Genomic DNA, 26905 nt, shown 5'->3' on the forward strand with positions numbered 1-26905 from the left:
CAGTTATACATTAAACCTGAAATTAATAATATCCCCGTCTTGAACAATATATTCTTTACCCTCCAGCCTGTGAAGGCCGCTTTCTTTTATTTTGGCCATAGAGCCTAATCTCTCTAAATCATCGAACTTCACAACCTCAGCCCGGATAAAGCCCCTCTCAATATCAGAGTGAATTTTGCCGGCCGCTTTCTTGGCATTAGTACCTTTCTCTATGGTCCAGGCCTTCACTTCATCCTCTCCGCTAGTAAAAAACGGCATTAGATTCAGATGATCGTAGGCTGCTTTAGCCAGCAAATCAATACCCGACTCTGTAATTCCCAGATCCTCCAGAAAAATTTCCTTATCTTCCTCCGGCAGTTGGCTGATTTCCATTTCAATTTTCCCACAGACCTCTATTAAGGGAATATTTTTTTCTGCCGCCAGTTGACTAAGTGCCTCCTTCTGTGGATAGGACTTAGCCTTAAACTGGCTTTCATCTATATTGATTACCAGTATAACAGGCTTCTCTGTTAAAAAGCTGTAGTTTTTCAACATATCCTTTTCCTCTTCACTTAAACCAAGGTTGTGAATGGGAGTTTCATTTTCCAATCCCGCCATTATTTTCTGCAGTACTTCCAACTCCGCGGCATCTTCTTTTTTGATTTTTTTGCTGCCTTTAATACGCTCAATTCTCTTTTCCACTACATCCATATCGGCCAGCAAAAGCTCCATGTCTATAGTCTCGACATCCCTCAAAGGGTCTATCGTCTCATCGGCGTGGGCAATGTCCTTGTTTTCAAAAGCCCGAACCACCTGCACCAGAATTTCTACATTGCGTATAGCATTCAAAAACTGGTTGCCCACTCCCTTGCCCTGGCTGGCACCCCTTACCAAACCGGGAACATCGGAAATTTGTATCTCCGCAAAAGTAGTTTTCTTTGGTTTATACATTTCCGAAAGATAACGTATTCTCCGGTCTGGAATTTTAGCCATACCGGTGCTGGTTTCGGTTTTACCGGAGAAAAACTCTGAAATTTCCATAGAAGAACCGGTCAAAAGATTAAATAAAGTGGTTTTTCCGACCAGCGGTAAACCAATCAGTGCTGTTGTTAAAGCCAATTTTAGTCACCCCTATTGCATTTTAGCAAATTAAGCTGCAATAAACAACTGATACGGCTATTATAGCCAAACCTGCTTATAATGTCTCAAACGATTATTTTTGTGCCATTGGCTGTGAATTTACTTCCAGTCTATACAAATCCGTTCTCCTGTGACGGAGAAGCGGCAGCTGGCGTCGTACTCTGTCTACCAGTTCCAAATCAATACTTGCATAAATTATTTCCTCTCCGGTACCTGCTTCCGCCAGGATCTCTCCCCAGGGATCCACTATCAGGGAATGACCGTAGGCATGATAGGCAGCTTCCAAATTTCTGGCAGGAGAAGCTGCTATAACAAAAGTCTGGTTATCTACAGCCCTGGTTTTCAATGTTATTTCCCAGTGTGCGGGACCAGTCGTTGTATTAAATGCAGCCGGGATGAGAATCATTTTGGCGCCCTTTAATACCATGGCTCGCATTAATTCAGGAAAACGCATATCATAACAGATGGCCAGGCCTATATCGCACCACTTTGTTCCGGCCACTGTAATTTGATCGCCCCTCCCCAGTGTATCTGATTCCCTAAAGGAAATCCCGCCTTCAATGTCTATATCGAAAAGATGAACCTTCCTGTGGCGGACAATTAACTGACCCTGCGGGTCAAAAAAGAAACTGGTATTAAAAATCTGCCGGCCCGACTCTGTTTCAGCAGATTCCGGCACGGAGCCGCCAACCAGATATATTTTATTCTCCTTAGCTGTTTGGGCAAGAAATTTTACAGTCTCCCCGTCCGGATAGCTCTCAGCAAAGTCAGGGAAAGAAGTGTTTTCATAAGGGCAGTTGAACATTTCCGGCATTATTATCAATTCGGCGCCCTGGGACACCGCTTCTTCTATCATACTTTTAGCCTTACTGATATTATCACTTTTCGAGTGACTTACCAACATCTGGCAAACTGCTGTTTTAAATGACATCACGATCAACCCTCCCACATAATTTTAAGTTACAAGAAAGTGGTCTTAAGCGACTTTCGAGCCAGCCACAGGCACTCGTGCCTGCCGGTAATTATGCAACACCAATCTTATTTATGCAAAACAAATATGCCCTTTCGTTAAACAATGACTTGTTCATGGCTATATCACAAGCATGCCGGGCGCACGTATAAAAACCTCTGCCATTAAAAAGGCAGAGGTTTTATTTAGCTTAAACTTGAACTACTCCTTTGACTTCCGGAACTTCCTGCTTGAGCACCCGCTCAATCCCTTGTTTAAGGGTAATTGTTGCACCGGGTCAGCCACTGCAGGCGCCTTTTAACTTAACCTGTACTACTCCATCAGGAGTGATATCAACTAATTCAACGTCCCCGCCGTCTCTTTGCAGGTACGGGCGAACCTTTCCTAAAACTTCTTCAACCTTTTCACGCAAGGGTTAAAACCCCCTTTCTTATCTTCAACATCATATTACAGTATGAACAAATCCACATGCATTTTATGTGCGGGGAATTTGTGCTTACTTTATATATTGTAACTGTCTTTGTTAATATTAGCAAGAATAAATACTTTCAGAATTCGTTGTCTTATATATTTTATTTGCTTAACCTAAATTGACATCACTTTTAGTTTTTACGGTTCCTGTTCATTTATTCGCACCATCAAGCTTTTACTCTCTTGAACCGCGTTAATACCATCAGCTTTGTTTTCTGCCTGATCCAAACTTTTAATCTGAGTAACCAACTGCTCATAATTTTGAGGCGGGACCGTTATAGTGATGCTGTTATTTTCGACACTGGCAGTTGCCTTTTGACTCTTACTGAGAATCAGAATTTGCGCCGTCGCATCAATAGTGTTTGGCACCTTTAACTGCACTGAAATACTTTTCGGTTCGTACGAAGGCGCTTGTTTTGCTGCTGTCGGCGAATCTACACCGCTGGAAGCGGCGCTATCTTCTGCTTTTAAGCTGTTAATAGAAAAGCTTTCCCCATTACGCTGAAACATCACAGAAGGAGCACCGGTTAAATCCTGTCTCGGGCCGGCAGTCGATTCATTGCCGGCAATAGAAGAGGGCAGTTCCTCTGTCCTGCTGCGGTCTCGCATAACAGTACCATTTTCTTGACTGCTGTCAGTCTTCTGCTTCGTTTGGTTCTGCTCAATTTCCTTTAAAGGAGTGTCTACGGGAGATGTTTTATCGGGCAGTTGCTCTTCTGTAACTTTAGCGGCAGTTTTCTTACTCTCTTCGAGCGAGCTGCTGAAATCAGCAGAACCTGATTCAGTATTTGCACTACCGGTGTTTTCTTTTGAATTCCGGTTCTCAATCGTACCACCATTCATACTTATTTGAGGAGAATGATCATTTTGGTAACTATTATTCCCGCTATACCATAATGAAGTAATACCAATAGCCAATACCAGCAAGGCCGCACAAGCCGTAAGTCTTGACCAGGGACCGGCAGTTAAATTTCGCCATAGAGATAACAAACTGCCCTTTCTTTTCTGAATATTATTTTTCAACCCAGTTTCATCGGTTAACCTGGCAATTTGCGTTTCGTTATTTTGTTCTGCACTTGTATGGCTAACCGGGGAAGGAGAATTTATTTTCAATTTGGACCACAATTCTGAATGAAATTCGGGCTCAGGCATTACTTCAGGCAGCGAGTGCAAAAGGGAAGTAACGCCTAACAGCAGCTTCCATTCTTCATGACAGGCAGGGCAGGAACTAAGGTGCTGTTTGATTTGAGCTGTTTCGGAATTATCCAGTTCCCCGTCAATAAAGGATGACAGTGATTGGAGTACTTTTTGACATTCCATACTGCATTACTCCCTTTCCTTTTTATGACGTTTTACCGAACCTGAAAGTTCCGGATGAGCCATTACTTTTTCCTTAAGCGCCAGGCGGGCACGGGAAAGCCTTGATTTAACCGTACCCATCGTACAGTCCAAAACACGAGCGATCTCATCATAACTGAGCTGCTGTATTTCACGCAATATGATTATCAACCTGTGTTCTTCAGATAAACTATCCAGGCAGAATTGCAGGCACTCCTTTAGATCACGCTGCTCCAGTAAATCTTCCGGCAAAGGATCATTATTGTACATAGCCTGCGACTCTACCCCACAACTAATTTCATCCCAGAAAATCTCTTGCTTTCTTTTCCGTTTGCGCAATTCATCACGACAAGCATTTGCACAAATACGGTAAAGCCAGGTTAAAAAGGCCGAATCCCCCCGGAAGGTAGGCAGTGACTTATACAGGCGAATAAAAGTCTCCTGGGCCAGATCACTGGCGTCAGCACTATTGCCCATAAAACGATAGGCCATGTTGTATATTTTAACCTCATAGCGGCGAACCAGCAAGTCAAAAGCCTCTAAATCGCCTTGCTTGCTCCTTTCCACTAATGCATTATCAGATAAAGTCAAATCGTTCACTCTCCGTTGGAGTTCGTTAAAACAATAAGGCCGTAAAATTTCCAACCATTAGGTCAAAAATCCTACGCGCCTAATTCTGATGGCAAAATTATTGTTTGCAATTGCCATCAGGCACTTCCAGCATTCCGGTCAATGTGCAGTAAAATAATTATAACATACAGTCAGCCATTTCAACTAGCAGGTTAAATTACAAATAAAGAGAAAAAATAGCCTCCGTTTTTTTGGAGGCTCACTGTTTGATACAGAAATTCAATTCACAATCCGCATAGTGCAGACATTAATAGATATAGTTCCAGTTGAAAAACTCTTTCTTTTTTTCTTTAATTTAATTTAATATTATTTAATTATCTCTATACAATAAATGTACACTTTAGTAGAATTAATACAGAACACTTTAAACGGAGGAATAATTATGGTACCCAGCAATGAGATAATTATTGTTAACCGTAAAATTTGGCTGCATGATTCACAGAAATATAATTTTGAAGCAACTATAACTAAACTGGAAGAGAAAATGTTCTGGATTAATCTGCCTCTGGCAAACAAACAACCTTTAAGTTTGCGGAAAAAGCAGCCTATTAAAATGAAAGTGACCCTGGAAACAGCTTGCTACACTGGTGAAACTCTAGTAGAAGCAATTGGTAAAAATATTCATCAAACATATGGCTTGCTATTGCCAACAAATTTGATTGTCTCAGAAGAAAGATACTATAAACGAGCACCTTTTTGTCATGACGTTATATTCAAAACGAATTTACTGATGGTTCCTACAAAAACAATTGATTTTTCGCCGGGAGGCATGCAAGTCTATATAACACCGGAGTTGAACAAGATATTACAGTCAAAGGATAAAATTTTTGCATGTTTGCATATTAACGGCTACAACATACAATATGAAGTACGCTTAGTCTGGAAGAAGCTTTTTTACAATCTGCCTGTTGCAGGCTTTGAATTTATTCATGCTGACCAACTGCGCAGGTTTATTATCAATTCTTCTTTTAAAACCAATTATAACACAACAAAATAATACTGCACTTAGCCACACATCAATATAACCACAGGTCCTGCTCAATGTTCATTTCCTGTTCATTAATATTCACCGCATGTTCACATCGGCATTTTATGATAATATCTATCGTACATATCATCTTGCTACATATAATATTTTAAAAGTGCAATAGAAAAATGCCAAATTTCGTAGTAAAATAATACTATTGTTTTATGGATCCTATAGTTAATGATGAAAGGAAACCGGAATAAATGATTGATATTTTAAAAGCAATTATACTTGGAATAGTAGAAGGCATTACCGAATTTCTACCAGTATCTTCCACGGGACATTTAATCTTAGTTAATGAGTTTGTTGGATTTACAGGAAATTTTGCACATATGTTTGATATTGTAATACAATTAGGGGCTATACTCTCAGTTGTACTCTATTTCAAACAGAAACTTTTCCCTATTGGAAAAGCAAATATAATTGAGAAAAGAAAAGCACTTGAGATTTGGAAAAAAACTATTATAGGTGTTTTGCCAGCATTATTTATTGGTGCAGCCCTGGGTGAATATATTGAAGAGGAGCTTTTTAATCCAATCACAGTATCTATCACATTACTAATTGGCGGTTTTATTTTAGTTTTTATTGAAAGGAGAACAAAGCAAAGTAGTATAAATGATATTTATGCTTTAGATTACAAAACTGCTCTTTTAATAGGCTTTATCCAGTGTCTTGCAATGATTCCCGGCACATCCAGGTCTGCCGTTACAATAATCGGTGCAATGTTGTTAGGATCCTCCCGTCTTGTAGCAGCTGAATACTCATTCTTTTTAGCAATTCCTACAATGTTTGCAGCCACATCCTATTCCCTTCTTAAAATTGGTTTTGCGTTAACTCCATCTCAATTTTACGTATTGATAGTTGGATTTATTGTTTCTTTTGCAGTAGCATTAACAGTAATTGCCGGCTTTATGAATTATATTTCAAAGAAAGACTTCAAGCCTTTTGGTTATTATAGAATAATTTTAGGTATATTGGTTTTAATATATTTTAAAGGAATCTAACCATTTAGCATTGCAGCAATTAATTCCCCCTCAACAAGCTAAACATGACCAGAATCCAATTTTCTGGTCATGCAAATAGAAGGCAACAACCTAGGCGCGATTTCATTGCTCTGTTCTTGTAGTGCAGGGATACCACTGTTTTTCATTTTCCCTTTCATGGCACAGTAAATTATTCCTTGGTGGGATCAGGAAGTTTCTCAAAAAACTCGCCCAAGGTGTTCCAATAACCCTGTTTATCATTACAGCTTCCAATGGTCCAAAATAAACCATTAATAGGCACATCCGGACTAAAGGTATACTGCTCTGTTTGCTTGTCGACTGAGGAAGTTTCCTGCACCTGCTCTTCTTGATACGTTTGCAAATACTGCTTTGATAAACCACTAATTTCTGTTGTCGCAAATGCTGTGTTAGTAATAAAAACAAATAAAGCTAACACTAAAGCCCCGGTTACATTCTTTATGAGCAATCTAATCATTCTCCTTCTATAATTTTTTATAAAATTCTCAAATAGAGTTTCCGGTCACCTCCTGGTTTTATTAACTTAGTGAGTGTTGAAAATTTGATTCGACGTAAATGGAATTATAATAAAGATTAGAGACAGTACACCCTAATAATATATACGATGCATCCGTCACCGTATGGGGGTATAACAGCAAAAATTTATGTGGTCAAAAAGTCGTAGAGCTAATGATTATGCTGCTCTTTCGCTGTCTATACAAAATAAAAAGAACCGCAATCGCTTGCAGTTCCTCACTTTTTTGGCGTCCCAGAAGGGATTCGAACCCCTGACCTACGGATTAGAAGTCCGTTGCTCTATCCAGCTGAGCTACTGGGACATATGGAGCGGGTGAAGGGAATCGAACCCTCGTAATCGGCTTGGAAGGCCGACGCTCTACCATTGAGCTACACCCGCTTAACCATTCTGGAAGCTTTCCAGAACATTAATTATTATATCTCATTTTATTAGGAAAGTCAAAGACTTTCTGCAAATTAATATGCTTTCTCTATATAATATATACGGTGATTAATTTTTTGCTCAGTTATCTCCAGCATCCCGTAACTGGGATAATCCTGGTTGCGGGGGCGCGATATACTGCCCGGATTAAACATTAGAATATTCCCGTATAAAAGACTCTCAGCCCGGTGGGTGTGGCCGTAAACTACCACATCAACGCCCAACTCTTCGGCACGCAAAAATAACTTATGAAATCCGTTTTTAATATTATACAGGTGTCCATGCACCAGATATATTTTTTTCCTTGCCGCCTCAAACATCTCTTCACGCGGGCCGCCGCACCACGTATCACAATTACCGAGAACACCCTTCACAGGAATATCATCTACCAGCTTTCTTAACTGGTCTATATCCCCGTAACAGTCACCGGCATGCAAAACCAAGTCCAGCCTGCCCATTCTGGACAATGCAATGGGAACATTACTCAAATCACCATGAGTATCACTAAAAACGCCTATCCTCAAAACGGAACCCCCCCGCACCCTTGCTGATTTTTGCCGCCGGTGCTTGGTTACTTTTATATTAACTAATATTCAAATGTTTTGCAGCAGTTTGGATAATATAACTTTTGCCTCAGCTAAAGCCCTGCCCCTGTGACTGATTTTGTTTTTTAGGGCTAAGTCCAGCTCAGCAAAGGTCTTATCATATTCCGGCAGGTAAAAAAGAGGATCATAGCCAAAACCCTCTTCCCCGCGCAGATCGGTAATTATAAAGCCAGAACACACTCCCTCAGCCGTATAAACCGGACCGCCCGGTACAGCTATTGCTGCCACGCAGCGAAATCTGGCGCCGCGTTTTTCTCTTGGCACATCTGTCAGAAGTCTTAAAAGCTTCTCATTATTAGCTCTGTCATCCTTGGGTTCACCGGCAAACCTGGCTGAATAAACTCCAGGTTCACCGTTCAGGCAGTCTACCTCCAGCCCTGAGTCATCCGCCAGTACCAACAAGCCTGTATAAGCAGCAGTATCTTTAGCCTTTTTTATGGCATTGGCCTCAAAGGTATCACCGTCTTCCTCAATTTCAGGGAAATCAGGATATTGTTCTAAAGATAAAACCTCCACCTGGTAGTCCTTCAACAATTCTACTAATTCCCTTACCTTCCCGTTATTACGTGTTGCCAGAACCAAACGCACTCTAAACACCTACTTTTTTTGCTATACTGCCAAGGACTTCGGACTGAAAGGCAATCAAACTCTTTATCCCACCTGCAGCCAAATCCAGCAAACTGTTTACTTCAGCGCGGGAAAAAGTAGCTTCCTCCCCTGTCCCCTGTATTTCCACGAAACGGTCGCCGCCGGTCATTACAATATTCATATCCACCTCTGCCGCAGAATCTTCCTTATAACAAAGGTCTAAGACCATTTCATTATTAACCCGACCCACACTGGTAGCAGCAATAAACTCTTTAATCGGAAACTTTTTAATTTGCCCGTTTACAGCAAGTTTGTACAATGCATCGGTCATAGCCACAAAAGCCCCGGTAATTGATGCAGTGCGCGTACCCCCGTCAGCCTGTAAAACGTCACAATCAACTAAGACAGTTCTCTCTCCCAGAGCTTCGAGATTAACTACAGAACGCAAAGCACGCCCGATTAAACGCTGAATTTCCATGGTTCTCCCGGATACCTTGCCTCTTTCACGGCCGGTTCTCAAATCAGTCGCTCGCGGCAGCATGGCATACTCAGCAGTAACCCAGCCCTTATTCGCACCTCTCAGGAAAGGAGGCACCTTATCTTCCACTGTCGCAGTACATAACACATGAGTATCCCCTACTTCAATCAATACCGAGCCCTCAGCATACTTATTAAAATTTCTGGTCATTCTAACCTGTCTCATTTCATCCGGCTTTCTTCCGTCAACCCTGGACAAAGCAACAACCTCCTTAATTAGACAAAGCAGTTAGATAAAAACATATTTTCGTTAAACCAAATTTACTCTTACAGTATCAAATTTTATATGTACGCCCTTCCCTGGCCAGTTCAACCTTACTGCCAAAACTCTCTTGTGCTTGTGTCAACAAGTCTGCCTGCTCGTATTCCGGCCAAAAGTGGGTTATCATTAATTTTTTTGCACCGGCTAATCTCCCTAATTCACCTGCTTGCCTTGCTGTCATGTGGCTTCCGGACAAAATCGAAGTATCACTGTCGAACCCGCTGGCTTCACTGAGCAGCAAATCAGCCCCTCTAAAAAAATCAACCAGTTCACTGGAATAGGCGGTATCACCTGTATAAACAAATTGCGTTAAACCCTCAATACGCACAGCATAACAAGGCTTCTTATGCACAGTCGGCATAAAACGCAATTTTAAACCGCCCAGCTGCCAATTGCCGGTACCGCTATACGAATCCGGGGACAGGCTGTCTATTGCTTTAACTGCAAAAGCATCACCATAACCGGAAATCTCCGTAAAGTTTGCCGCCGGTTCCGAAGGCATAAGCAAAGTGAGCGGTCCCTGTCTGGATTTATCTCTGATGGCTCCTGCCACAGCATGTCGCAAAGCATAAACATCGCTATAATGATCCGGGTGAAAATGAGTTATCACTAAAGCTGTCAGAGAGCGAAAATCCAACACCTGCATCAACCTGCTCAGACTTCCGTGCCCAATATCTAACATTATATTTATGTCCCCGTCTTGCAATAAATAACCCGAACAGGCCCCACCGGCGCGGGGGTAAGGTGCCCAGCATCCCAATACGGTTAATTGCATATTAACCCCCCTTTTGAAATACCTTTTCTACTGTTTAATTTCTCAAAGATTGTAATTCATGCATGGTAAACCTGCATGTGTATTCTTCTGCAGCAGTTAAATCTAAACATTCCGGCAACCAAAAATACAGCAGCCAATCGCTCCGTTAAATTCAGGATAATCGGGAACCAGTACTTTGACACCCAACTCCTCCTTCAGTATTTCTCTTATGGCCAGGTTATAAGCCACCCCACCGGTAAACACCAGCGCTTGGCTCAAAAGTTTGCTTAACATAGGCTTCAGACGCTTAAAAATACTGTAATTTACCCCGGCTGCCAAACTGCTGATGGAGTACCCTTCCACTATCTTGCCAATCAACTCAGTTTCCCCAAAAATAGCACAGGTAGCCGTCAATTCCACCGGATCCAGTCTATGACGGCTAAGTTCCTTTAAATCAATCTCCAGCACGGCAGCCATATTTTCCAGGTAGCGGCCGGTACTGGCAGCGCACTTGTCGTTAGTTTGAAAATCTGCCATACGACCGCCTTTTACCAGCACAACTTTGCTGTCCTGCCCACCTAAATCCAGTAGAGTAAAATCCTTAAGACCTGTCTGAAAATTAGCTCCCAACACATGAGCCTTTATTTCAACTATATTTTCTGCTCCCTTAAGCTTCACTGTCTGGCGGCCATAACCTGTAGCCACAACCTTTGCCGGTGCATTTATTCCATAAGCCGGCCCGCTTAAATCACCGGCAAACTTTTCGTTTATCGCCCTCACTTCCCGGTCAAGACCCAGATTTGTAAAATCTACTGTCAATTGGCCATCCTTCATTCTACCAAATTTCTTATAGAAACCAATGGTATCGAATTTATAAAAGGAAAAGCTCTCATCCTCTCTCATAACGGCGATTTTCACGTTTCTACTGCCCAGATCAATTCCCCACAGCAATTTTTGTCACCTCAACATTTCCAAATAAGCATCCACTCTCATACGTGTCCGGGCATCAAGGCTGTTGGGCATATCCCCCTCCAGAGTTAACACGGGGAGACTCAGTCTTTCTCTGATAATCAAATCCTCAATCTGGCGAAAACAAAAACTCTGGGCATAATGAATAATCCCATCTATATTTCGCCTTTCTATCTCCCTCTCTATGTCTGCAAGTCGATAGAATATGCCATAGGGATAGGTATACTTCCTGTACTGCTCAACAAAATCACCCACACTATCGGGCATGGTAAACTGTCTCTGTGTTTCATTATATACCACCCTGGCCCCACGCTCTTCAAGATAGGCATAAAGATCATCACAAATAGGCGGCACACCTATATAGCCAAGACGTATTTTTTCCTGTTTGGGAGCAGTTTCATTAGACCCTTTTAAAAAGTCTTCTACCCGTTTATTAAACTCTTCCGGGTTGCCGTTAAAATCACTGCAGCAAACCTGGTAAAAATGATTGTCCCAGCCGCTAACCAGATTGCTCCTCCAAGTCATTTCATCTAATTTCCTGACCTTTTCACGCACCTTATTTAATTTTTGTCTGGCCTCATATACCTGCTGCCAGTTAACCCCAAAGGCCTCCATCAGCTTTTCTATCTGCAGTTTCAACATATCATAATCCCTGTCATAGGGATAAGCAAAAGGTATTACATTGATTCCCGTTAATTGCAGGGTTTCCATCAAAGCATGGGTATTGCTGCAATCGCCCTGAGTCACTGCAATTAAGGTTTTAATTTGCTCATCTTTGCGAACAGTACTATAAATGCCTTTAATCCAGGCACAGATATTGCGCGGATAACCGGCCATTTCGGCTTCTTCCACCAGAAGCCGGGGATTGCTAGAAGCAATAAAACTGTTATTTAAATCCACCGGCTGCCAACCCGCCGCATATACTACTTCAACCGGTATCGTAGTTGTAATTCCTACCTTGGGCAATAGAAAACCCCCTAACAAATGGTCGAATATACCAATCTTTTTGACCTATATAATTTTACAACGATTAATTAATACAGTCTACCCCCATTTCGACATCTATAACATTATTCCGATTGTCCCTCAAAAGCAACTTTCGAGCAGCAATGGCACTCGTGCACGCTGGAAATTATGCGGTACTAACCTTAACTTATCTACAAATCCATTACAAGCATAATTTGCTAGAGTAATATCAAAGCAGGCCTGTTAACAGGCCTGCTTTGGAAAATAAATACTTACTGAATATCACGATAATAATTATTTATACCCTGAACAATTGCCTGAGCCGCCTTACTGCGAAAGTCGGCTGTTTTCAACAGGGACTCTTCCTCCGGGTTAGATATAAAAGCCAGTTCAGCTAAAGCAGAAGTCATATTGGAAGTTCTCAATACAGCAAAATTATTATATAGAACTCCCCTGTCCTTGCGCCCCAAACCTGCTATCAGAGCGGACTGAATATATGTGCTCAAGACTTTTCCTTCCTCAGAACGATAGTGAGTACTGGTGCCTGAAGGAGTCTGTGCTTCACTGGAGTTTATATGCACACTGACAAATAAATCAGCATTCAGGCTGTTAGCATAGTCAGTCCTCTCGTCAAGTCCTACATAGGTGTCATCTGTTCTGGTCAGCACAGCGTCATAGCCGGAGTTCTTCAGCAAGTCAACAACCTGACGTGAAACGTCCAAGGTTACATCTTTTTCATATAAGCCGGTACAACCGATAGCCCCACAATCCTTACCACCATGTCCGGGATCTATCGCAATTAGCTTCTTGCCGCTTTTAACCACAGTCCGCTGTCCTTTATCTAACTGAACAGTTAAGGTTTTTTGGTCACTTGACAAAGTAGTTTTATATCCTGACTGTTTCATTAAATCAAGCACAACTCTGGACTTAACCGGTTCCTTGCTATATAAAGCAGTGCGAACTTGCTGAACAATATTTGAAGATACTTGCATAGTGGAAGGTATGTCCCCCGGTATTACTCCAGTTAAATCCAAAACTAATCTAGACGGGTTGTCAATAGTAAAGGCGCTTAACTGCATTTTACCTGTGGCATAGACAGTAACAACTACTTCATCACTATTGTCACACACATCTATCTTAGTAAGTTCCCCCCCGTCCCAGACAAAAGGCTGTTCCCCGGTTTTGCTGCCTGAGTTGTTTGTATCACTGGAGTTGTTCGAGTTGCCGGTGCTGCCCGTGTTATTGGAGTTATCGGTGCTGCCGGAGTTACCAGCAGATGCAAGCTTACCCTCTCTTGGCCGGAGCCATTCAGGCAGAGTCACCTCTTTTTGTGCTGTTGCAGCTGTTTGAGCAGGTTTAACCTGATTATCGTTACTACCGGCCCCAGCGTAGAGCCAGTCTGCCGAATCGTCAGAATTCTGCTCACTAAGATTTAAAAAACTGCTTAAAACCCAACCGTCACCGTTAGACAGCTTAACCTTGTACCAATCACCGGATTTTTCCAGAACAGTAACACTATCACCCTTATTTAACTCTCCAACAATATCGGAGGTTGTACCAGGTCCCTCCCTGACATTAATATTGTCACCGTTGACTGAAGCTACGGAAGCTGCCAGCACACCGGAAGGCAACAGGAGCAGGGCCGCAAACAAAACCCAAAAACCAAACAGACCTTTCATTTTACCCTTCAACATCCCATACATTCTAAACCCTCTCAATATAATTTGATTATATATAAACATTCAACATTTTATTTGCAATTCCTTCTCTAATTGCCAAAGAAAATCCGATAAAAATATGAACAATTACATATTTTTTATTATTATCACAGATAACTATAATGTCACTGGAGGAGGAATAGTAGTGGTAAAAGGAACTAGTATATGGATAATTATTTTTTTCGTTTCGTACTTTACCTTTATCTCGAACGTAGAAGCAAATACAGTTTGCCCTTTTAATTGCGAACAGGAACGAGTCCTGTACTTATGCTCACCCAATATGAAAGGAAAAGATGTACAGGAATTGCAGGAGCAATTAATGGATTTAGGTTTATATGAGGATAAAATTGATGGCGTATTCGGTCCAAGCACAGCCCAAGCAGTGCAGGCTTTGCAAGAAAAACATGGGGTAAAAACAGACGGTATTGTTAACGTCACTATCTGGGCCATGCTGCTATCCGAGCATGGTGCAACGGTAACACAAAAAGAATCACCACCGCCACAGGGCAAGCCCAGTATCGTAGTCGATACAGTAAACCGCACATTGACAGTGTTTATTGACAACGAACCTTATCGTCAATATTATGTGGCTGTCGGCAAACCGGAAACACCCACACCGATAGGCAGTTGGACAGTTGTCCGCAAAGCCATGAACTGGGGGACAGGTTTTGGCACGAGATGGATTGGTTTGAACGTACCATGGGGTATTTTCGGCATTCACGGTACCAATAAACCCTACAGTATCGGCGGATATGAAAGCCACGGCTGTATCCGGATGCATAATTCCAACGTGGAAGCAATTTATCCGTTAATATCCGTCGGAACCCCTGTTTATATTACCGGAAACCCCTTTGGTGTGCCTAATCATACTCACCGCATACTCTCACTGGGTGAGAGAGGCTCAGATGTAGCGGAAGTACAGAGGATTTTAAAAAAGCGGGGTTACTATAAAGGCGATATCAACGGCTTATTCAACAAGGAAATAAAAGAGGCCATCGAAAAACTGCGAAAAGATAAGCGCCTTCTCCATGATGACCGGGTAGATTTAGAAATCTACCAAGCACTGGGGTTATAACCTTAATTATTGTTATTAGTCTCTGTACGTACCGGTCTCCTTCTGGTTTGTTTTGGACGGGCATATTTTTTCTTTAATTTCGGTACTATAAAAAGCACATAGGCCAAACAGAAAATTAATCCCGCAAGCAAATAGACAGCAATAAGCAGGTTTGTGCTTAAAACTGCAACGGCCAGCACAGAAAAAATCAAAAAGCAAGCGGCGGGAACCAGCTTACCGCCCTTGACCCTGTAGCAACGTGATAACTCAGGCTCTTTGGAGCGTAAGCGAATAACAGCCAACCCGACCAGAGCATAAACAATAGATTCCATGGCCGCAGCCATATTGATCAGCACCATATACCGTCCGGTCAGGACAACAGTCGCAGAGATTACAAAAGAAGCGACAAATAAAAAACATATGGCCGCCCAGGGCGTAAAGAAGCGCGCGCTAACTCTGGCAAAAACCTGCGGCAGAACATGCTCGCGGGCTGAGGCATACATAAACCGTGAAACACTGATTAACCCGGCGTTGAAAGTGGTTATCGAAGCAACCAGGCTTAAAATCGTCATCCATACGAATCCCGGTTCTCCCAAAACGGCTTTGGCAAACAATATCTGAGGCACTGAGGAAGCCTGGAGAACTTGCTTATCAACGCTAACTGTCATTGACAGGGTAAAAAGCGCATAGGTAATGCTTAACAAGCCTATAGCCAAAAACATACCCCTGGAGATTACCTTGTTGTCAATGACTTCTTCCGCCAGCGGTGTGATCCACTCAAAACCTACAAATAAAAAGACACCCACAGCTACCGCGTTAATAATACCCGTAGGACTACCCGGGGATACCAGCGATTGCCATTCAATGCCAAACTTACTTATCCCGATTAACGACATAATCATCAAGGATAAGACAAGACCGTATGTAAATACATCCTGAAAGGCACCAGCTATTTTAATGCCTCTGATATTCATGGCCGTGACCAGTAAAAGCATTAATGAAATCCAGAATAAAGAGGTAGTTCCGGGAAACACCTCTTTAAAGACACCGGCCAGCACATAACTCTCAGCACCTATGACTCCTAAAAGCACCGCCATATATAAAAGAGCTACGGTCAAGGCCAATTTTTCGTTAAAAGCCCGGCCAAAATACAGCCTTATCCCGGCTGCAGAAGGAAGCGCCGCATTTAGTTCAGAAAAACAGGCGGCCGATAATAAACATAAAAGCCCGCCCGTAAGAATGGCCAGCCAGACACTGTCACCGGCCATAAAACCCGCTACCTGTACTGCAGCAACAAAAGAAGAGCTGGCAAAAGTCAACCCGGCACTGGCAGCCACCACAGTACGAAGCGACAGGACTCGCTTCAACCTCAAAATCATTCACCCCAAATCAGCAAAGAGATAAAATCTAAGCGCAATATATCCTCTTCCGATCCAAGAATTTTCAAGGTTCCGTTGATATAAGGCTCGGTAGGGGTTATATCTCCGTAAAACAAATCAGCTAAAACTTCGCTGTCCGCTTCTACCGTTAAGTCAGGATTTTGCGCTGCCCCCTCTTTGATTTCAAGTACACCCTTTTCCAGAACCATGGTAAACTGCGACTGATTGTCCCTGACCAGGATACTAATTACACGATTCCAATCCCGGTTCATTATTTTTAATCGCTCATTCTTCTGGTAGTTATCTAAAAAACACATGAGACTTTCTTTAATTTCCTGGTGCGTAGCCATAAATTGTCCTCCAATTATTTAGAAACCATTGCTCTTAAGCCACAATCCTTAAGTAGCTTGCAAAACATACTCAGAGCTAAAATATTTTATGCGAGGTGAAAAATTTAATTGTTTTAAGATATCCAAATAATCCTGTGACCTTATCATTTCGACCGGTTTACCCATTAATGCCACCAGAACCGCTTCCATCACATTGGTTCCAAAAGAACGTCCATGTAGTTCCGGAGTAGTTGTAATTAAACAGCCCGCTCCGGCATTTTCCAAACACAGGACATCTTCTTCTGTGGTTGTATTGGTTAATATAACCTGGCCGTGCAACTTTTCCGGCAAAAAGCGCTTTATTAGATGAAAATCACCGGCAATGACCTCAGCTTCATTATAAAATGAGGCAAATTTAACTGCTCTTTCCCGGTCTACAGTCTCCTGCTTTTTCCCGGTTGGGTACAACATATGAAAGGGAAGCTTCACCATTTCAGGCAACAATTTAGCTGCTAACTCCTCCAGTTCAGCAACAGTTCTTACTGCATAAGGAATACCTGCAATAAAAATCATATCACCGAAAGTAACCAGACAACCTATTTCCTCAAAAGCCTCCGCCATACCGAACCGGTCCAAGGCACTAACCATTAAAACCTTTGTACCTGGCTTAAAAAAGCCTCCTTTTTTGGCCAAGCTTAACACAACTTCCCGCTCCAGAGTATTTTTTAAGCCACTGCCGTCAACTACCGGTGTTTTATTCACAGCATCCATTAACTTTAAGCCGTCACGTACAGTATAGCATTTTTCACCGACTACCAGGTAAACGTCTATGCCACCTAGGCCTATGGCATCCACCTGTCCGTCCAGTGACTTTAAAATATCTATTGCCCGTTCAAAATCACCGTCAGTACCAATACGGCTGATACGAAACTTATGACCCAACAGCTCAGTTTCAACTATATGATTTCGTTTGGCTGAACCCAAACTAACACTGACCACGTTTTTCACAAAAAAACCTCCTTAAAAAGGCCAGCATATTTCATTTTTTACCATTGTAACCAAAATAAACTAAAATAACAAGACAGGGTTGTGCGAAACTCCATAGAAAACCTTATTACTCAAAATAAGCTGCGGCTGTGGCTCGCGATTCAGAAACCGTTACCCTAACAAGCTTCACCGGCTTATCCGACAACTTTTTCTTTATTTCATGATAAAAATACCTGGCCAAATTTTCTGAGGTAGGATTATCAACCTCAAAGGGAACCTGTTCATTTAACAATTGGTGATCAAAGGGCTCAATTATATTCTTAATTAACCCCTTTAACTCAGAAAAATCAATCAATATTCCTGTAGAATCCAGATTTTCTCCCTGCAGCACAACTTCTATGTACCAGGTATGACCATGCACATTTTTACATTTGCCCGGGTACTCTCTGAGATAATGAGCCGAGTCGAAATGCTCCGTTACTTTAAGTTCAAACAGTATACTCACCTCTAATTATTTGTCTGCTTTCTTCAAACACCTCTCGCCCCCGGCTCCCATATATACTTATGAATTTGCAGCTGCACTCTGACAAAAAAGAGCTTATCCTCTAAAACCCACTGCGCCAGAAAACGCGGCTCTAAACCAAATACAGGTGAAAAGGTTACTATCACCTTTTGTGCAAGCTTATACTTCTCTATTATTCCCCGCGCAAAATCATAATCAGTACGGGAACCAATTATAAATTTAATCTCATCCTTACTGCGCAAGAACTCAATATTTGAAAAGTCATTATACAAATGCATGCCCGAGCCAGGTGTTTTGATATCCATAGCAAAGTGGCAATAGTTGAAACTTAAATCCTCCAGTGATAATGAACCGTTTGTCTCAATAGTAACCGTATACCTATTGAGCAATGACAGCAAGAGCTTCAACTCAGCTTTTTGCTGCAGAGGTTCTCCACCTGTAATACAGACATAATGTGCTCCGTATTCATGCACTCTGTCCGCAACATCCTTCACAGACATCTCCTGTCCCTCTTCATAAGCATAAACAGTATCGCAGTAAAGACACCTGAGGTTGCATCCGGTCAAACGTATAAACACAGTCGGGTATCCAGCAGTTATACCTTCCCCTTGCAGTGAATAGAATATCTCATTGACTTTCATCGCAATATCCTCTAGTAACTCTCATACGAAATAGGATCGATAAAACCAGCTTCACTAAAACCCTTTAGCCTGAGCAAGCAGGAATCACAGCGGCCACAAGCCAGTTCTTCTCCACGATAGCAGCTGGTGGTCAGCTGCAGCGGAGCAGCCAAATCCATACCCATTTTGACTATCTCAGCTTTAGTTTTATACAGCAAAGGTGTTATAATCTGAAGTTTCTGCTTATCCTCACTGGCTTGTTTGGTACCGGCATCAATAACAGTTTGGTATGCTTCTATAAATTCCGGCCTGCAGTCAGGATAACCCGAATAATCCAGTGCGTTCACACCGATAAATATAGCCTGCGCTTTCACTGCTTCAGCATAAGCAACAGCCAGAGAAAGAAAAACTCCATTACGAAAAGGAACATAAGTAATCGGAATCCCAGAACCAATTTCCTTTTCTGTCCTGTTTAACGGCAGTTCTATAGCTTCTGAAGTCAGAGCACTGCCTCCTATTTCTCGAAAAAAAGCCAGATCAACTACCAGGTGTCTGTTCGACTGGAAATATGAAGCTATCTTTTTAGCCTGTCCGACTTCATAAGCATGCCTCTGCCCGTAATTAAAGGTGATAGGGTACAGGTTATACTCACGACTCCCGGCATAAGCCATACAAACTGTGCTATCCATGCCTCCGGATAAAATAATAACGGCATTTTTCAATTTCATCTCTCCTATCCCCTTAAGACACTATTTTACCACATTTATCATCCCGGATAAACCGCTTAGTCCGGTGTTTTAATGGGATGGCACAAAAGTATATTTTTAATTAGTTATTTAAGAAATAGACTCATTATAATAATCTGAAATTCACCAGAAAATTTATTGTATTTCTCCTACTATCTTGTGGCTTCAAGCATTTATCTATAGGATCAAGTAAAACGGGAATCTATCCCGTTTTACTCTACTATGCCTGATATTAGCTCGTATATACAGAACCTGGCTGGTATTGTATGGATGAACCATGACAACATGCTCCGGTAGTGTTGCCATAATTGTAATCTGAACTTCTTATTGATTGCAAAACGCTTGATAATTCGTTAACACGGTGTTGCACTTTACTTAAAACATGGGAAGCCATCTCCATGCGTTCATTTATAGCCTGATTTAATTCTTGGGATGAGGCAGCTACCTGGCTGGCCATATTTCTGGCATGGTGAGCGGCATTAGCAGCACTTTGCATATTGCCGGAATTTAGCGAAAAGAGTATCTCATCACAAGCTGATATTAAAGCATTAGAAACTGACACCGCCTTATTAGACTCACCAAGTAATCTTTGACCGTGACGCGCTACATGTTGAAGAAATGGATTAGTTTGATGATTCATTTTTTAGCCCCCTTAGATTGTAATATAGCTAGTATTTAAAAAAATGCCAGGAAATATACCAGGGTACCCGGTTAAAATCTAACCTGCCCATGATCATTTATTCAAGCTATTTCATCTGCTCAGGGGCATGCTCTCTTTTTACTTTATTTCTGGTATATTTACCCATTATATGCCCTATACGCATAACCATGAAGATACAAACCATTACCAATACAACCAGATCATACATGCCAACTCCCAAAGCCATGCCTATAGCAGAAACGACCCATAGTTCAGCAGCAGTTGTTATCCCTCGCTTTACACCGTTTTTACTGTTCCAAATCACTCCTGCTCCGATAAAGCCGATACCACTGACAATTTGCGCAGCGACACGGAAAGGATCGACCTCCGCTTTAATACCTAGCCTCTCAGCTCCGTACACAGATAAAAGCATAATCAGTGTGGAACCCAAACTTACCAATGAAAAAGTGCGAATACCGGCAGGCTTATTATAAATCGTTCTTTCGGAACCCATTATTATCCCAGCTATCATAGAAAGAACAATTCTCAAATAAATTTCAAAAGGCAAATTTAATATATGTCTCACTCCTGTACTTCTGATTGCTTTTTACGCATACAACCTGAGCAAAATGCTACCCAAAATATCTAAATTAATTAATCAGAATCACATTGCGATATACATTATTTGTGATAATAATTATAATTATGCTAAATACTAGAAATATTTATAGGATCTTAATAACTACAAGATTAAAAATAAAACTAATAATATTGAGATTTATTCTTCAAGGGTTTTTTCAATAGTTTTTTCGTTATATTATTGTAATAGTGTAGAAAAAAGTTTTATTAACCTCTGAAAAAAATAATACTAATACAGGAGGAGAGATTATTGGTAGACCCAAGAATAATTACACTGGCAAGAAACCTTGTTAACTATTCCTGCGACCTACAGCCCGGAGAAAAAATCCTTATAGAAGCAATAGGACTTGAATTACCGTTTGTTAAAGAATTGATAAAAGAAGTTTGCCGAGTCGGAGGAGTACCCTTTGTTACCATAAAGGACAACTCTGTTAACAGATCCCTGTTAATAAATGCAAGTGAGGAACAATTAAAAATGATGGCTAAATACGAAGCAGCCAGAATGGAAGACATGGACGCTTATATAGGCATCCGGTCAGGCAACAACTCGGCAGAATTATCTGATGTACCACAAGATAAGCTTGAGTTGTACAATAAATATTTTATTAATGAAGTTCATATGAAAATCAGAGTTCCCAAGACTAAATGGGTGGTATTAAGATATCCCTCCCCTTCCATGTCACAGCTGGCCAATACCAGTATAGAAAACTTCGAGAATTTTTACTTTAATGTTTGTAACTTAGACTATGAAAAGATGTCGCAAGCAATGACTCCTCTGGTAGAATTAATGAACAAAACAGATAAAGTGAGGATTGTGGGCACAGGAACCGACTTGACCTTTTCTATAAAATCTCTCCCGGCAATTAAGTGCGCCGGGAAACGAAACATACCGGATGGGGAGGTTTTTTCCGCCCCGGTAAAAGACTCCGTAAACGGCTATATTACCTACAACACACCTGCTCAATACCAGGGTTTTACTTATGAAAACATCAGGCTTGAATTCAAGGATGGGAAAATTGTTCAAGCTACAGCTAATGATACGGAAAAAATAAATAAAGTCTTCGATACTGACAAAGGGGCAAGATATGTAGGTGAATTTGCTCTGGGTGTAAATCCTTATATCACAAAACCAATGAAAGATACCCTGTTTGATGAGAAAATTGCAGGCTCTATTCATTTTACACCAGGAAGCGCTTATGATGAATGTTTTAACGGAAATAAATCAGCTATCCACTGGGATCTGGTATATATTCAAACGCTGGAATACGGTGGTGGGGAAATATATTTTGATGATGTTTTAATAAGAAAGGATGGAAGGTTTGTAATCCCTCAATTGGAGGGGTTAAACCCAGAGAATTTAAAGTAATTTTCTCATGCCTAATAATAAAACATTTAATTTATTGAAAATCGCTCCCAAAAACCCACGGACTCATTCCGTGGGATGAAAGGAGCGGTCGCCCGTTAAGGCGACAAGTATATACACAAACACTTCCTCTCTGCTCCGCCAATAGAATACTTGCCGCTTTTCCCCGGCTTTAAAAAAAATGGCCGCCAAAATATGGGCATAAGCTGCACTGTTCATCGCACAATCCATATAAAAAATCACTGCCGGTTCGATAAAGGTGACATGAAAGCATTCGCTAAAGGTAAATACGGTATTCATTCCAAGTCTGTGCAGGCTAAAGTGGAAACTTCCTTTGGGTGTTGTGAACATACCGGGAAACTGCGTGAACAAGGGTTTGCCGATTGGCAATATCTCCACCGCGGGAAACGTTTTTTGCTGTGACATAGGAACCACTCGGTATTACTCATAAAAAACTGATTTTGACTCTCTCCAACGAAAGCGGAAGGGAACCGCTCATACTTAACATACCCCAAAGGTTCTCCGTAACCATCATTAAACCGGTTCAGCCAGTATGACACCGGAATCAATATCGTGGCTGCATGCAACGGTAGAAAAACCGGCCTTGGGAAAAATACAGGGCAGTGATGTTACAGCAGTCATTGACCCAGGCGAAGTACATGCCACAGCTATCACAGAAGGCAAGAAATCTACGGCAGTCTAATCTCCTCATCACATACCGGACATTTAATGCTATCACTGTCCTCATCTAACTCAAACAATGTACTGCAATTCGGGCAAGCAACTCCATATATAACACAATCCCTGATGTGATCAAATATTGCCCCAATATTATCCGTCAAAACCAACACCTCCTGACTTCATATTCGATCCAGGCAGGTTATTCCCTTCTTATGAAAATAACCTTTATTATCAATCAGTCTTTCTCTTACAATATCCACAGGTGATGCAAGAGTAAGTTATTCTACAACCAATAGAAATCAAAATTGATTCGGATAACACGCCTGTTGATTTCCAGTAAAATAAATAGTGGGTATTATCCGACCGGTTATGGTTTGGATTGATTGCCATTATCTTTTTTGCCTACACTCATCTGAATAGGTACTTGTTTACCATTGATATTTATTGTTTGCTCCTTTTTATTGGGATCAATCGCAATAGGCTTAGCCGTGGTTTCTGAGGGGGTTTTAGCCGCTGGCGATGATACATTATCCGCAGCCTGATTATTTTTATATGTGCCATAACCAACAGCGGAAGCCAAAATAACAGCAAAACCGGCTGCCCCAACAATAAATATTTTTGCTTTTGGGGTTAGAGCTGTTTCTTGATTTTTTTTCATCTTGTTTGCATTACTTGTTTTATTTCTCTTACTCATATAAATCACCTCAAAGATATATTTTGACATATATTTTAAAAAACCTTTTGTGAAATGATAGAAAATTAAAATGTTCAAAGGATTGCAAATATTAGATATTGATACAAAAGAAAACCCCCGCAAAGCGGAGGTCAAATGAAGGATAGTGGTGATAGCAGTCAGCTTAATATTTATGATACTATTCAGGTTTAGGTTTTCGATAGGGATTTTGTTTGCCGCTTTTCCAAAGTAGGCAACCAGGAAAAAATAACTCAATAAAATAAGCTACGTTTAGCGCATTTCCTTTAAGAATAGGCCGACAGTTTTCAAAGCCGCAATGCGATAAAACAAACGCGCCTTGATTTACTACAACCTCACAATTTTTAAAACTGCAGAACCTATAAGTGTTTCCATCTAAATGAATACGTTGGTTCTCAAAAATATGCTCAATATATTCCTTGGATTGCATTATTACCACCTCTTTTTTGATAATTATTCTACATATGGTATAGTTTGCCCTTAATATCTATTATTAAAAACTGTTGTATGTAAACTGGTATACGTAAATAAATAATTGACCGCCAGATTATTCCTAGCGGTCAATTTTTAATAAAAATGTCATTTGCCCTACAAATTGATTAAACCAGAAATTTAGAATTATTAAAAATGTAGAGAGATGAAAAAAATCGTTGTATCGGTAGATTTATCAAAAGAAAACCTATCAGATCCTAATCCTGCCAAGGCAATTGTAGATAGAGGTTGTGAACTTATATATTGTGTAAAATTCGGAAATAACAGCTTTGCGGAATATGTTAATGTATTAGCGGAAAACTATGTAACAGATCGAAAAATCGTTATATACCCTTCTGCCACTTGTTCTAAATGCGAGACTTATCAAACCTATACCAAGACTAATCCGGAAGTGTGATAAGATAGTGATAATTATGTAAGGAGGCGGCACTGCTGCCGGTCACCTTAATTTAGGCTGAAACATTTTTCTTCAAATTATTGTAGACTAAGAAAATCTACCCATAACAGAAGGACTTCTGATAATCGCTGTTGAATATGAAGGTCTTAAGAATAAAATAAGGTATAAGGAGTTGATGTAAAATTTTAAAGATTAAAGACAATATCTACTGGGTCGGTGTAAAGGATTGGGAGTTAAAAATGTTTCACGGTCAAGAATACACAACACACAGAGGCTCCACCTACAATTCATATTTAATAAAAGATAAAAAGATTGCCTTGGTGGATACGGTTTGGACTCCTTTTCACGAAAATTTTGTAAACGACCTGGAAGAAGAGATCGGGTTGAAAAATATTGATTTGATAGTTATTAATCACTGTGAACAAGATCATGCAGGCAGTTTGGCTTACTTAATGGAAAAGATTCCTGAAACGCCTATCTACTGTACCAAAAATGGGGCCATGATGATCAAGAAGCATTTTCATAAAGACTGGAACTTCAATGTTGTAAAAACCGGGGACAGTATTGATCTAGGAGAATATAATCTGGTTTTTGTGGAGACACCAATGCTCCATTGGCCTGATTCGATGGCTACTTATGTGTCGGGTGCTAATGTGCTGTTATCTAATGATGCTTTTGGACAGCATTATTCATCATCGTACATGTTCAATGATCAGGTAGACCAGGGCGAGCTTTACCAAGAAGCCATAAAATATTACGCCAATATTTTAACTCCCTTCAGCAAACTGGTTAAAGCAAAAATCAAGGAATTGCTTAGCCTAAATCTGTCTATTGACATGATCGCACCCAGCCATGGGATGATCTGGAGGGATAACCCCCTGCAAATTGTTGAGAAATATGACCAGTGGGCCAGTGGTTATAATGAAGGCATGGTAGTCATCCTTTTTGATACAATGTGGGGAGCAACCAAAAAAATGGCTCTTGCCATATCCAAGGGACTAGGAAATAAAGGTATAGGCACCAAGGTGCTTAATATTGGAACGTCGGACAAGAATGATTTAATCACCGAGGTTTTTAAAGCCAGGGGAGTAATTGTGGGAAGTTCTACTATTAACAAGGGGATTCTTAGCGACACCGCGGCTATCCTGGAAGTTATTAAAGGTTTGCAATTTAAAAATAAAATTGGTGCAGCTTTCGGTTCTTACGGCTGGAGCGGTGAGTCCGTTAGTATTGTTGAAAACAGGTTGAAGGAAGCCGGTATAGACATAGTAGCAGAAGGGATTAAACTGCAGTACGATCCCACACCGGAGGATCTTAGAAAATGTCAATCTTTTGGAGAATCATTTGCTGATAAGGTTTAGGGTGAAAATCTATATCTTAACGTAATAAAATTCTTTCTTTATTAATATTTAATACCAGTTATTATCATGTAAAAATATTACATAATATAAAGTATCCTTGTCTATTTTGTTTTGCAAAACGTACTGAGGATTTTTGCATTGGAACCTTTGAGGGGCTGGACGATTAGATGGTGGAACTGGACAGTAGAATCTACCAGATAAACACAATATAAACACGAGGACAGCAGGCTGTGAGCCGACAACTCACAGCCTGCTGTCATTAAGAACGACACCACCATAGCAGTTAAAATATTTTATTGATTTGGGCTTTATTATTAACGATATACATGAGCATTTTACGATTGATTCTGGCTAGCTGCTTGTATTCCTCGCGGCTTTCAAAATAAGCGACACAAATCATCTGAATCGAGCAAATAACATAGAACGCCGCCTGTTTCTCTTAAGACGTCAATTTGCCTTCATTGTCATAGCCGCGTAGTATGAACCTTCTGCCTACTATGGTATGGACAGGCCCGTACAGAAAAGACAGTCTACAAGACCTACTAATGCTGAAAAGGCTTAGATTATCTCACTTGGGATGTTTCATAGAAATAAAAAAGCCCGGTTAATTGGCCGGTTTTTATAGTATAAACATTTTTTCTAAAGTAGTAATCCTATCATCAAAATCACTAATGTCCTTCCATGATTCCTTTAATTCTTTTCTGATAAGGGTAACATCCTTATCTAGCTTCCGCTGCCCCTTCTCCAGGCTAATTTGACCTTGTTTTAGATCAAGTTGGCCTTGATCCAGGTTATCCAGTCGATCATTTACTGTTTGTAATTCTTCTTTAACTACCTGCAATTCTCCTTTTACCGACTGTAAGTCCTCTTGTATGGGCTTTAATTCCTCATGGATAATAGAGCTAAGCATATTAGCTAATTCACTATTTGGCATTAGCGATGGCCTCCTCTTTTAAATGCTTAACCACATCATAAATCCCACAATTTAATACTACAGCGGTAATTCTTCATGCAGTACCCTTATCAATTAAATTTTGCTGTTTTTTAGCATAAGGTTTATGAGCAACGC

33 protein-coding genes and 2 tRNA genes are annotated in these 26905 nt (G+C 40.8%); 7 read left to right on the plus strand and 28 right to left on the minus strand.

Going from position 1 to position 26905, the window contains the following annotated elements:
* Positions 1-3 precede the first annotated feature (3 nt).
* The 5 genes from ychF to DTOX_RS17555 all read right to left on the minus strand — a co-directional run bounded on the left by ychF (position 4) and on the right by DTOX_RS17555 (position 4489).
* Positions 4-1098, minus strand: coding sequence for a redox-regulated ATPase YchF (ychF, locus tag DTOX_RS17535; protein ID WP_015759011.1), 1095 nt, complete (start codon positions 1096-1098; stop codon positions 4-6).
* 94 nt (positions 1099-1192) lie between these two features.
* Positions 1193-2050 carry a carbon-nitrogen hydrolase family protein gene (locus DTOX_RS17540; RefSeq protein WP_015759012.1) on the minus strand — a complete coding sequence of 286 codons (858 nt, stop codon included), beginning with the start codon at positions 2048-2050 and terminating at the stop codon, positions 1193-1195.
* 229 nt (positions 2051-2279) lie between these two features.
* A complete protein-coding gene (locus DTOX_RS22495) occupies positions 2280-2501 on the minus strand; it encodes a NifU family protein (protein WP_015759013.1) in 222 nt (73 codons plus the stop codon).
* 197 nt (positions 2502-2698) lie between these two features.
* Positions 2699-3880 (minus strand): anti-sigma factor, encoded by a 1182-nt coding sequence (locus tag DTOX_RS17550; RefSeq protein ID WP_015759014.1) that lies wholly within the window; start codon positions 3878-3880, stop codon positions 2699-2701.
* Positions 3881-3886: 6 nt separating this feature from the next.
* Positions 3887-4489 carry an RNA polymerase sigma factor gene (locus tag DTOX_RS17555; protein ID WP_015759015.1) on the minus strand — a complete coding sequence of 201 codons (603 nt, stop codon included), beginning with the start codon at positions 4487-4489 and terminating at the stop codon, positions 3887-3889.
* Between the two features lie 421 nt (positions 4490-4910).
* On the opposite strand from DTOX_RS17555, the gene DTOX_RS17560 reads away from it, so the two are divergent.
* On the plus strand, positions 4911-5525 hold the full coding sequence (locus DTOX_RS17560; protein WP_015759016.1) for a PilZ domain-containing protein: 615 nt from the start codon (positions 4911-4913) through the stop codon (positions 5523-5525).
* A gap of 233 nt (positions 5526-5758) precedes the next feature.
* Positions 5759-6559 carry an undecaprenyl-diphosphate phosphatase gene (locus tag DTOX_RS17565; RefSeq protein ID WP_015759017.1) on the plus strand — a complete coding sequence of 267 codons (801 nt, stop codon included), beginning with the start codon at positions 5759-5761 and terminating at the stop codon, positions 6557-6559.
* A 169-nt stretch (positions 6560-6728) separates the two neighbouring features.
* On the opposite strand, the gene DTOX_RS17570 is transcribed toward DTOX_RS17565, so the two are convergent.
* The 10 genes from DTOX_RS17570 to DTOX_RS21710 all read right to left on the minus strand — a co-directional run bounded on the left by DTOX_RS17570 (position 6729) and on the right by DTOX_RS21710 (position 13898).
* A complete protein-coding gene (locus tag DTOX_RS17570; protein ID WP_157863006.1) occupies positions 6729-7034 on the minus strand; it encodes a hypothetical protein in 306 nt (101 codons plus the stop codon).
* 284 nt (positions 7035-7318) lie between these two features.
* Positions 7319-7395, minus strand: a tRNA-Arg gene (locus DTOX_RS17575).
* A gap of 3 nt (positions 7396-7398) precedes the next feature.
* Positions 7399-7472 (minus strand) — tRNA-Gly (locus DTOX_RS17580).
* A 77-nt stretch (positions 7473-7549) separates the two neighbouring features.
* Entirely contained in the window at positions 7550-8038 is a 489-nt protein-coding gene (locus DTOX_RS17585; protein WP_015759019.1) for a metallophosphoesterase, read from the minus strand.
* Between the two features lie 69 nt (positions 8039-8107).
* Positions 8108-8707, minus strand: coding sequence for an XTP/dITP diphosphatase (locus DTOX_RS17590; protein ID WP_015759020.1), 600 nt, complete (start codon positions 8705-8707; stop codon positions 8108-8110).
* Between the two features lies 1 nt (position 8708).
* Positions 8709-9443, minus strand: coding sequence for a ribonuclease PH (gene rph, locus DTOX_RS17595; protein WP_015759021.1), 735 nt, complete (start codon positions 9441-9443; stop codon positions 8709-8711).
* Positions 9444-9519: 76 nt separating this feature from the next.
* On the minus strand, positions 9520-10281 hold the full coding sequence (locus DTOX_RS17600) for an MBL fold metallo-hydrolase (RefSeq protein ID WP_015759022.1): 762 nt from the start codon (positions 10279-10281) through the stop codon (positions 9520-9522).
* 102 nt (positions 10282-10383) lie between these two features.
* Positions 10384-11211, minus strand: coding sequence for an acyl-CoA dehydratase activase (locus DTOX_RS17605; protein ID WP_015759023.1), 828 nt, complete (start codon positions 11209-11211; stop codon positions 10384-10386).
* A 6-nt stretch (positions 11212-11217) separates the two neighbouring features.
* Positions 11218-12195 carry a 2-hydroxyacyl-CoA dehydratase family protein gene (locus tag DTOX_RS17610; RefSeq protein ID WP_015759024.1) on the minus strand — a complete coding sequence of 326 codons (978 nt, stop codon included), beginning with the start codon at positions 12193-12195 and terminating at the stop codon, positions 11218-11220.
* 272 nt (positions 12196-12467) lie between these two features.
* On the minus strand, positions 12468-13898 hold the full coding sequence (locus DTOX_RS21710) for an N-acetylmuramoyl-L-alanine amidase (RefSeq protein ID WP_015759025.1): 1431 nt from the start codon (positions 13896-13898) through the stop codon (positions 12468-12470).
* 160 nt (positions 13899-14058) lie between these two features.
* On the opposite strand from DTOX_RS21710, the gene DTOX_RS17620 reads away from it, so the two are divergent.
* Positions 14059-14988: a L,D-transpeptidase family protein gene (locus tag DTOX_RS17620; RefSeq protein WP_015759026.1), complete on the plus strand. Its 930-nt coding sequence runs from the start codon at positions 14059-14061 to the stop codon at positions 14986-14988.
* Between the two features lie 2 nt (positions 14989-14990).
* Here the strand turns inward: DTOX_RS17620 and DTOX_RS17625 are convergent, their stop codons facing one another.
* The 8 genes from DTOX_RS17625 to DTOX_RS17660 all read right to left on the minus strand — a co-directional run bounded on the left by DTOX_RS17625 (position 14991) and on the right by DTOX_RS17660 (position 20723).
* Positions 14991-16346, minus strand: a complete 1356-nt coding sequence (locus tag DTOX_RS17625) for an APC family permease (RefSeq protein WP_015759027.1) — start codon at positions 16344-16346, stop codon at positions 14991-14993.
* A complete protein-coding gene (locus tag DTOX_RS17630; RefSeq protein WP_015759028.1) occupies positions 16343-16696 on the minus strand; it encodes an SCP2 sterol-binding domain-containing protein in 354 nt (117 codons plus the stop codon). The genes DTOX_RS17625 and DTOX_RS17630 overlap by 4 nt, the downstream gene beginning before the upstream one ends.
* A gap of 48 nt (positions 16697-16744) precedes the next feature.
* Positions 16745-17683: a hypothetical protein gene (locus tag DTOX_RS17635; protein WP_015759029.1), complete on the minus strand. Its 939-nt coding sequence runs from the start codon at positions 17681-17683 to the stop codon at positions 16745-16747.
* Between the two features lie 106 nt (positions 17684-17789).
* Positions 17790-18167, minus strand: a complete 378-nt coding sequence (gene queD, locus DTOX_RS17640; protein WP_015759030.1) for a 6-carboxytetrahydropterin synthase QueD — start codon at positions 18165-18167, stop codon at positions 17790-17792.
* A gap of 23 nt (positions 18168-18190) precedes the next feature.
* Positions 18191-18826, minus strand: coding sequence for a radical SAM protein (locus tag DTOX_RS17645; RefSeq protein WP_015759031.1), 636 nt, complete (start codon positions 18824-18826; stop codon positions 18191-18193).
* Between the two features lie 11 nt (positions 18827-18837).
* Entirely contained in the window at positions 18838-19527 is a 690-nt protein-coding gene (gene queC / locus DTOX_RS17650) for a 7-cyano-7-deazaguanine synthase QueC (protein ID WP_015759032.1), read from the minus strand.
* A 256-nt stretch (positions 19528-19783) separates the two neighbouring features.
* Positions 19784-20191, minus strand: a complete 408-nt coding sequence (locus DTOX_RS17655) for a hypothetical protein (protein WP_015759033.1) — start codon at positions 20189-20191, stop codon at positions 19784-19786.
* Between the two features lie 106 nt (positions 20192-20297).
* A complete protein-coding gene (locus DTOX_RS17660; RefSeq protein ID WP_157863133.1) occupies positions 20298-20723 on the minus strand; it encodes an MgtC/SapB family protein in 426 nt (141 codons plus the stop codon).
* Between the two features lie 357 nt (positions 20724-21080).
* On the opposite strand from DTOX_RS17660, the gene DTOX_RS17665 reads away from it, so the two are divergent.
* A complete protein-coding gene (locus DTOX_RS17665; RefSeq protein ID WP_015759035.1) occupies positions 21081-22196 on the plus strand; it encodes an aminopeptidase in 1116 nt (371 codons plus the stop codon).
* A 63-nt stretch (positions 22197-22259) separates the two neighbouring features.
* Here DTOX_RS17665 and DTOX_RS17670 read toward each other — a convergent pair whose 3' ends face one another.
* Complete coding sequence (locus tag DTOX_RS17670; RefSeq protein WP_015759036.1) at positions 22260-22619, minus strand: hypothetical protein; 360 nt, start codon at positions 22617-22619, stop codon at positions 22260-22262.
* Positions 22620-22746: 127 nt separating this feature from the next.
* Here DTOX_RS17670 and DTOX_RS23240 point away from each other — a divergent pair, with 127 nt between their 5' ends.
* Positions 22747-22896: a hypothetical protein gene (locus DTOX_RS23240; protein WP_157863009.1), complete on the plus strand. Its 150-nt coding sequence runs from the start codon at positions 22747-22749 to the stop codon at positions 22894-22896.
* Here DTOX_RS23240 and DTOX_RS23245 read toward each other — a convergent pair.
* The 3 genes from DTOX_RS23245 to DTOX_RS17680 form a co-directional block, all read right to left on the minus strand.
* Positions 22883-23035 carry a hypothetical protein gene (locus DTOX_RS23245; RefSeq protein WP_157863010.1) on the minus strand — a complete coding sequence of 51 codons (153 nt, stop codon included), beginning with the start codon at positions 23033-23035 and terminating at the stop codon, positions 22883-22885. The genes DTOX_RS23240 and DTOX_RS23245 overlap by 14 nt on opposite strands.
* Before the next feature lie 206 nt (positions 23036-23241).
* Entirely contained in the window at positions 23242-23568 is a 327-nt protein-coding gene (locus DTOX_RS17675) for a hypothetical protein (protein ID WP_015759037.1), read from the minus strand.
* Positions 23569-23746: 178 nt separating this feature from the next.
* Positions 23747-24016 (minus strand): hypothetical protein, encoded by a 270-nt coding sequence (locus DTOX_RS17680; RefSeq protein ID WP_015759038.1) that lies wholly within the window; start codon positions 24014-24016, stop codon positions 23747-23749.
* Positions 24017-24223: 207 nt separating this feature from the next.
* Here DTOX_RS17680 and DTOX_RS17685 point away from each other — a divergent pair, with 207 nt between their 5' ends.
* Positions 24224-24475 carry a hypothetical protein gene (locus DTOX_RS17685; protein WP_015759039.1) on the plus strand — a complete coding sequence of 84 codons (252 nt, stop codon included), beginning with the start codon at positions 24224-24226 and terminating at the stop codon, positions 24473-24475.
* A gap of 182 nt (positions 24476-24657) precedes the next feature.
* Positions 24658-25836 (plus strand): anaerobic nitric oxide reductase flavorubredoxin, encoded by a 1179-nt coding sequence (locus DTOX_RS17690; RefSeq protein WP_015759040.1) that lies wholly within the window; start codon positions 24658-24660, stop codon positions 25834-25836.
* Between the two features lie 619 nt (positions 25837-26455).
* Here DTOX_RS17690 and DTOX_RS17695 read toward each other — a convergent pair.
* On the minus strand, positions 26456-26770 hold the full coding sequence (locus DTOX_RS17695) for a coiled-coil domain-containing protein (RefSeq protein ID WP_015759041.1): 315 nt from the start codon (positions 26768-26770) through the stop codon (positions 26456-26458).
* Positions 26771-26905 lie beyond the last annotated feature (135 nt).

It is taken from the genome of Desulfofarcimen acetoxidans DSM 771 (assembly GCF_000024205.1).
Lineage (GTDB): Bacteria > Bacillota > Desulfotomaculia > Desulfotomaculales > Desulfofarciminaceae > Desulfofarcimen > Desulfofarcimen acetoxidans.

Coding starts and splice junctions, on each gene's coding strand:
- DTOX_RS17540 (WP_015759012.1), bottom strand. CDS start 2,050: ATGTCATTTAAAACAGCAGTTTGCCAGATGTTGGTAAGTCACTCGAAA.
- DTOX_RS17670 (WP_015759036.1), bottom strand. CDS start 22,619: ATGTCACAGCAAAAAACGTTTCCCGCGGTGGAGATATTGCCAATCGGC.
- DTOX_RS23240 (WP_157863009.1), top strand. CDS start 22,747: ATGACACCGGAATCAATATCGTGGCTGCATGCAACGGTAGAAAAACCG.
- DTOX_RS17560 (WP_015759016.1), top strand. CDS start 4,911: ATGGTACCCAGCAATGAGATAATTATTGTTAACCGTAAAATTTGGCTG.
- DTOX_RS17685 (WP_015759039.1), top strand. CDS start 24,224: ATGAAAAAAATCGTTGTATCGGTAGATTTATCAAAAGAAAACCTATCA.
- DTOX_RS17655 (WP_015759033.1), bottom strand. CDS start 20,191: ATGAATCATCAAACTAATCCATTTCTTCAACATGTAGCGCGTCACGGT.
- DTOX_RS17565 (WP_015759017.1), top strand. CDS start 5,759: ATGATTGATATTTTAAAAGCAATTATACTTGGAATAGTAGAAGGCATT.
- DTOX_RS17645 (WP_015759031.1), bottom strand. CDS start 18,826: ATGAAAGTCAATGAGATATTCTATTCACTGCAAGGGGAAGGTATAACT.
- DTOX_RS17630 (WP_015759028.1), bottom strand. CDS start 16,696: ATGGCTACGCACCAGGAAATTAAAGAAAGTCTCATGTGTTTTTTAGAT.
- DTOX_RS17625 (WP_015759027.1), bottom strand. CDS start 16,346: ATGATTTTGAGGTTGAAGCGAGTCCTGTCGCTTCGTACTGTGGTGGCT.
- DTOX_RS17675 (WP_015759037.1), bottom strand. CDS start 23,568: ATGAGTAAGAGAAATAAAACAAGTAATGCAAACAAGATGAAAAAAAAT.
- DTOX_RS17660 (WP_157863133.1), bottom strand. CDS start 20,723: ATGATAGCTGGGATAATAATGGGTTCCGAAAGAACGATTTATAATAAG.
- DTOX_RS17680 (WP_015759038.1), bottom strand. CDS start 24,016: ATGCAATCCAAGGAATATATTGAGCATATTTTTGAGAACCAACGTATT.
- DTOX_RS17695 (WP_015759041.1), bottom strand. CDS start 26,770: ATGCCAAATAGTGAATTAGCTAATATGCTTAGCTCTATTATCCATGAG.
- DTOX_RS17550 (WP_015759014.1), bottom strand. CDS start 3,880: ATGGAATGTCAAAAAGTACTCCAATCACTGTCATCCTTTATTGACGGG.
- DTOX_RS17600 (WP_015759022.1), bottom strand. CDS start 10,281: ATGCAATTAACCGTATTGGGATGCTGGGCACCTTACCCCCGCGCCGGT.
- DTOX_RS21710 (WP_015759025.1), bottom strand. CDS start 13,898: ATGTATGGGATGTTGAAGGGTAAAATGAAAGGTCTGTTTGGTTTTTGG.
- DTOX_RS17570 (WP_157863006.1), bottom strand. CDS start 7,034: ATGATTAGATTGCTCATAAAGAATGTAACCGGGGCTTTAGTGTTAGCT.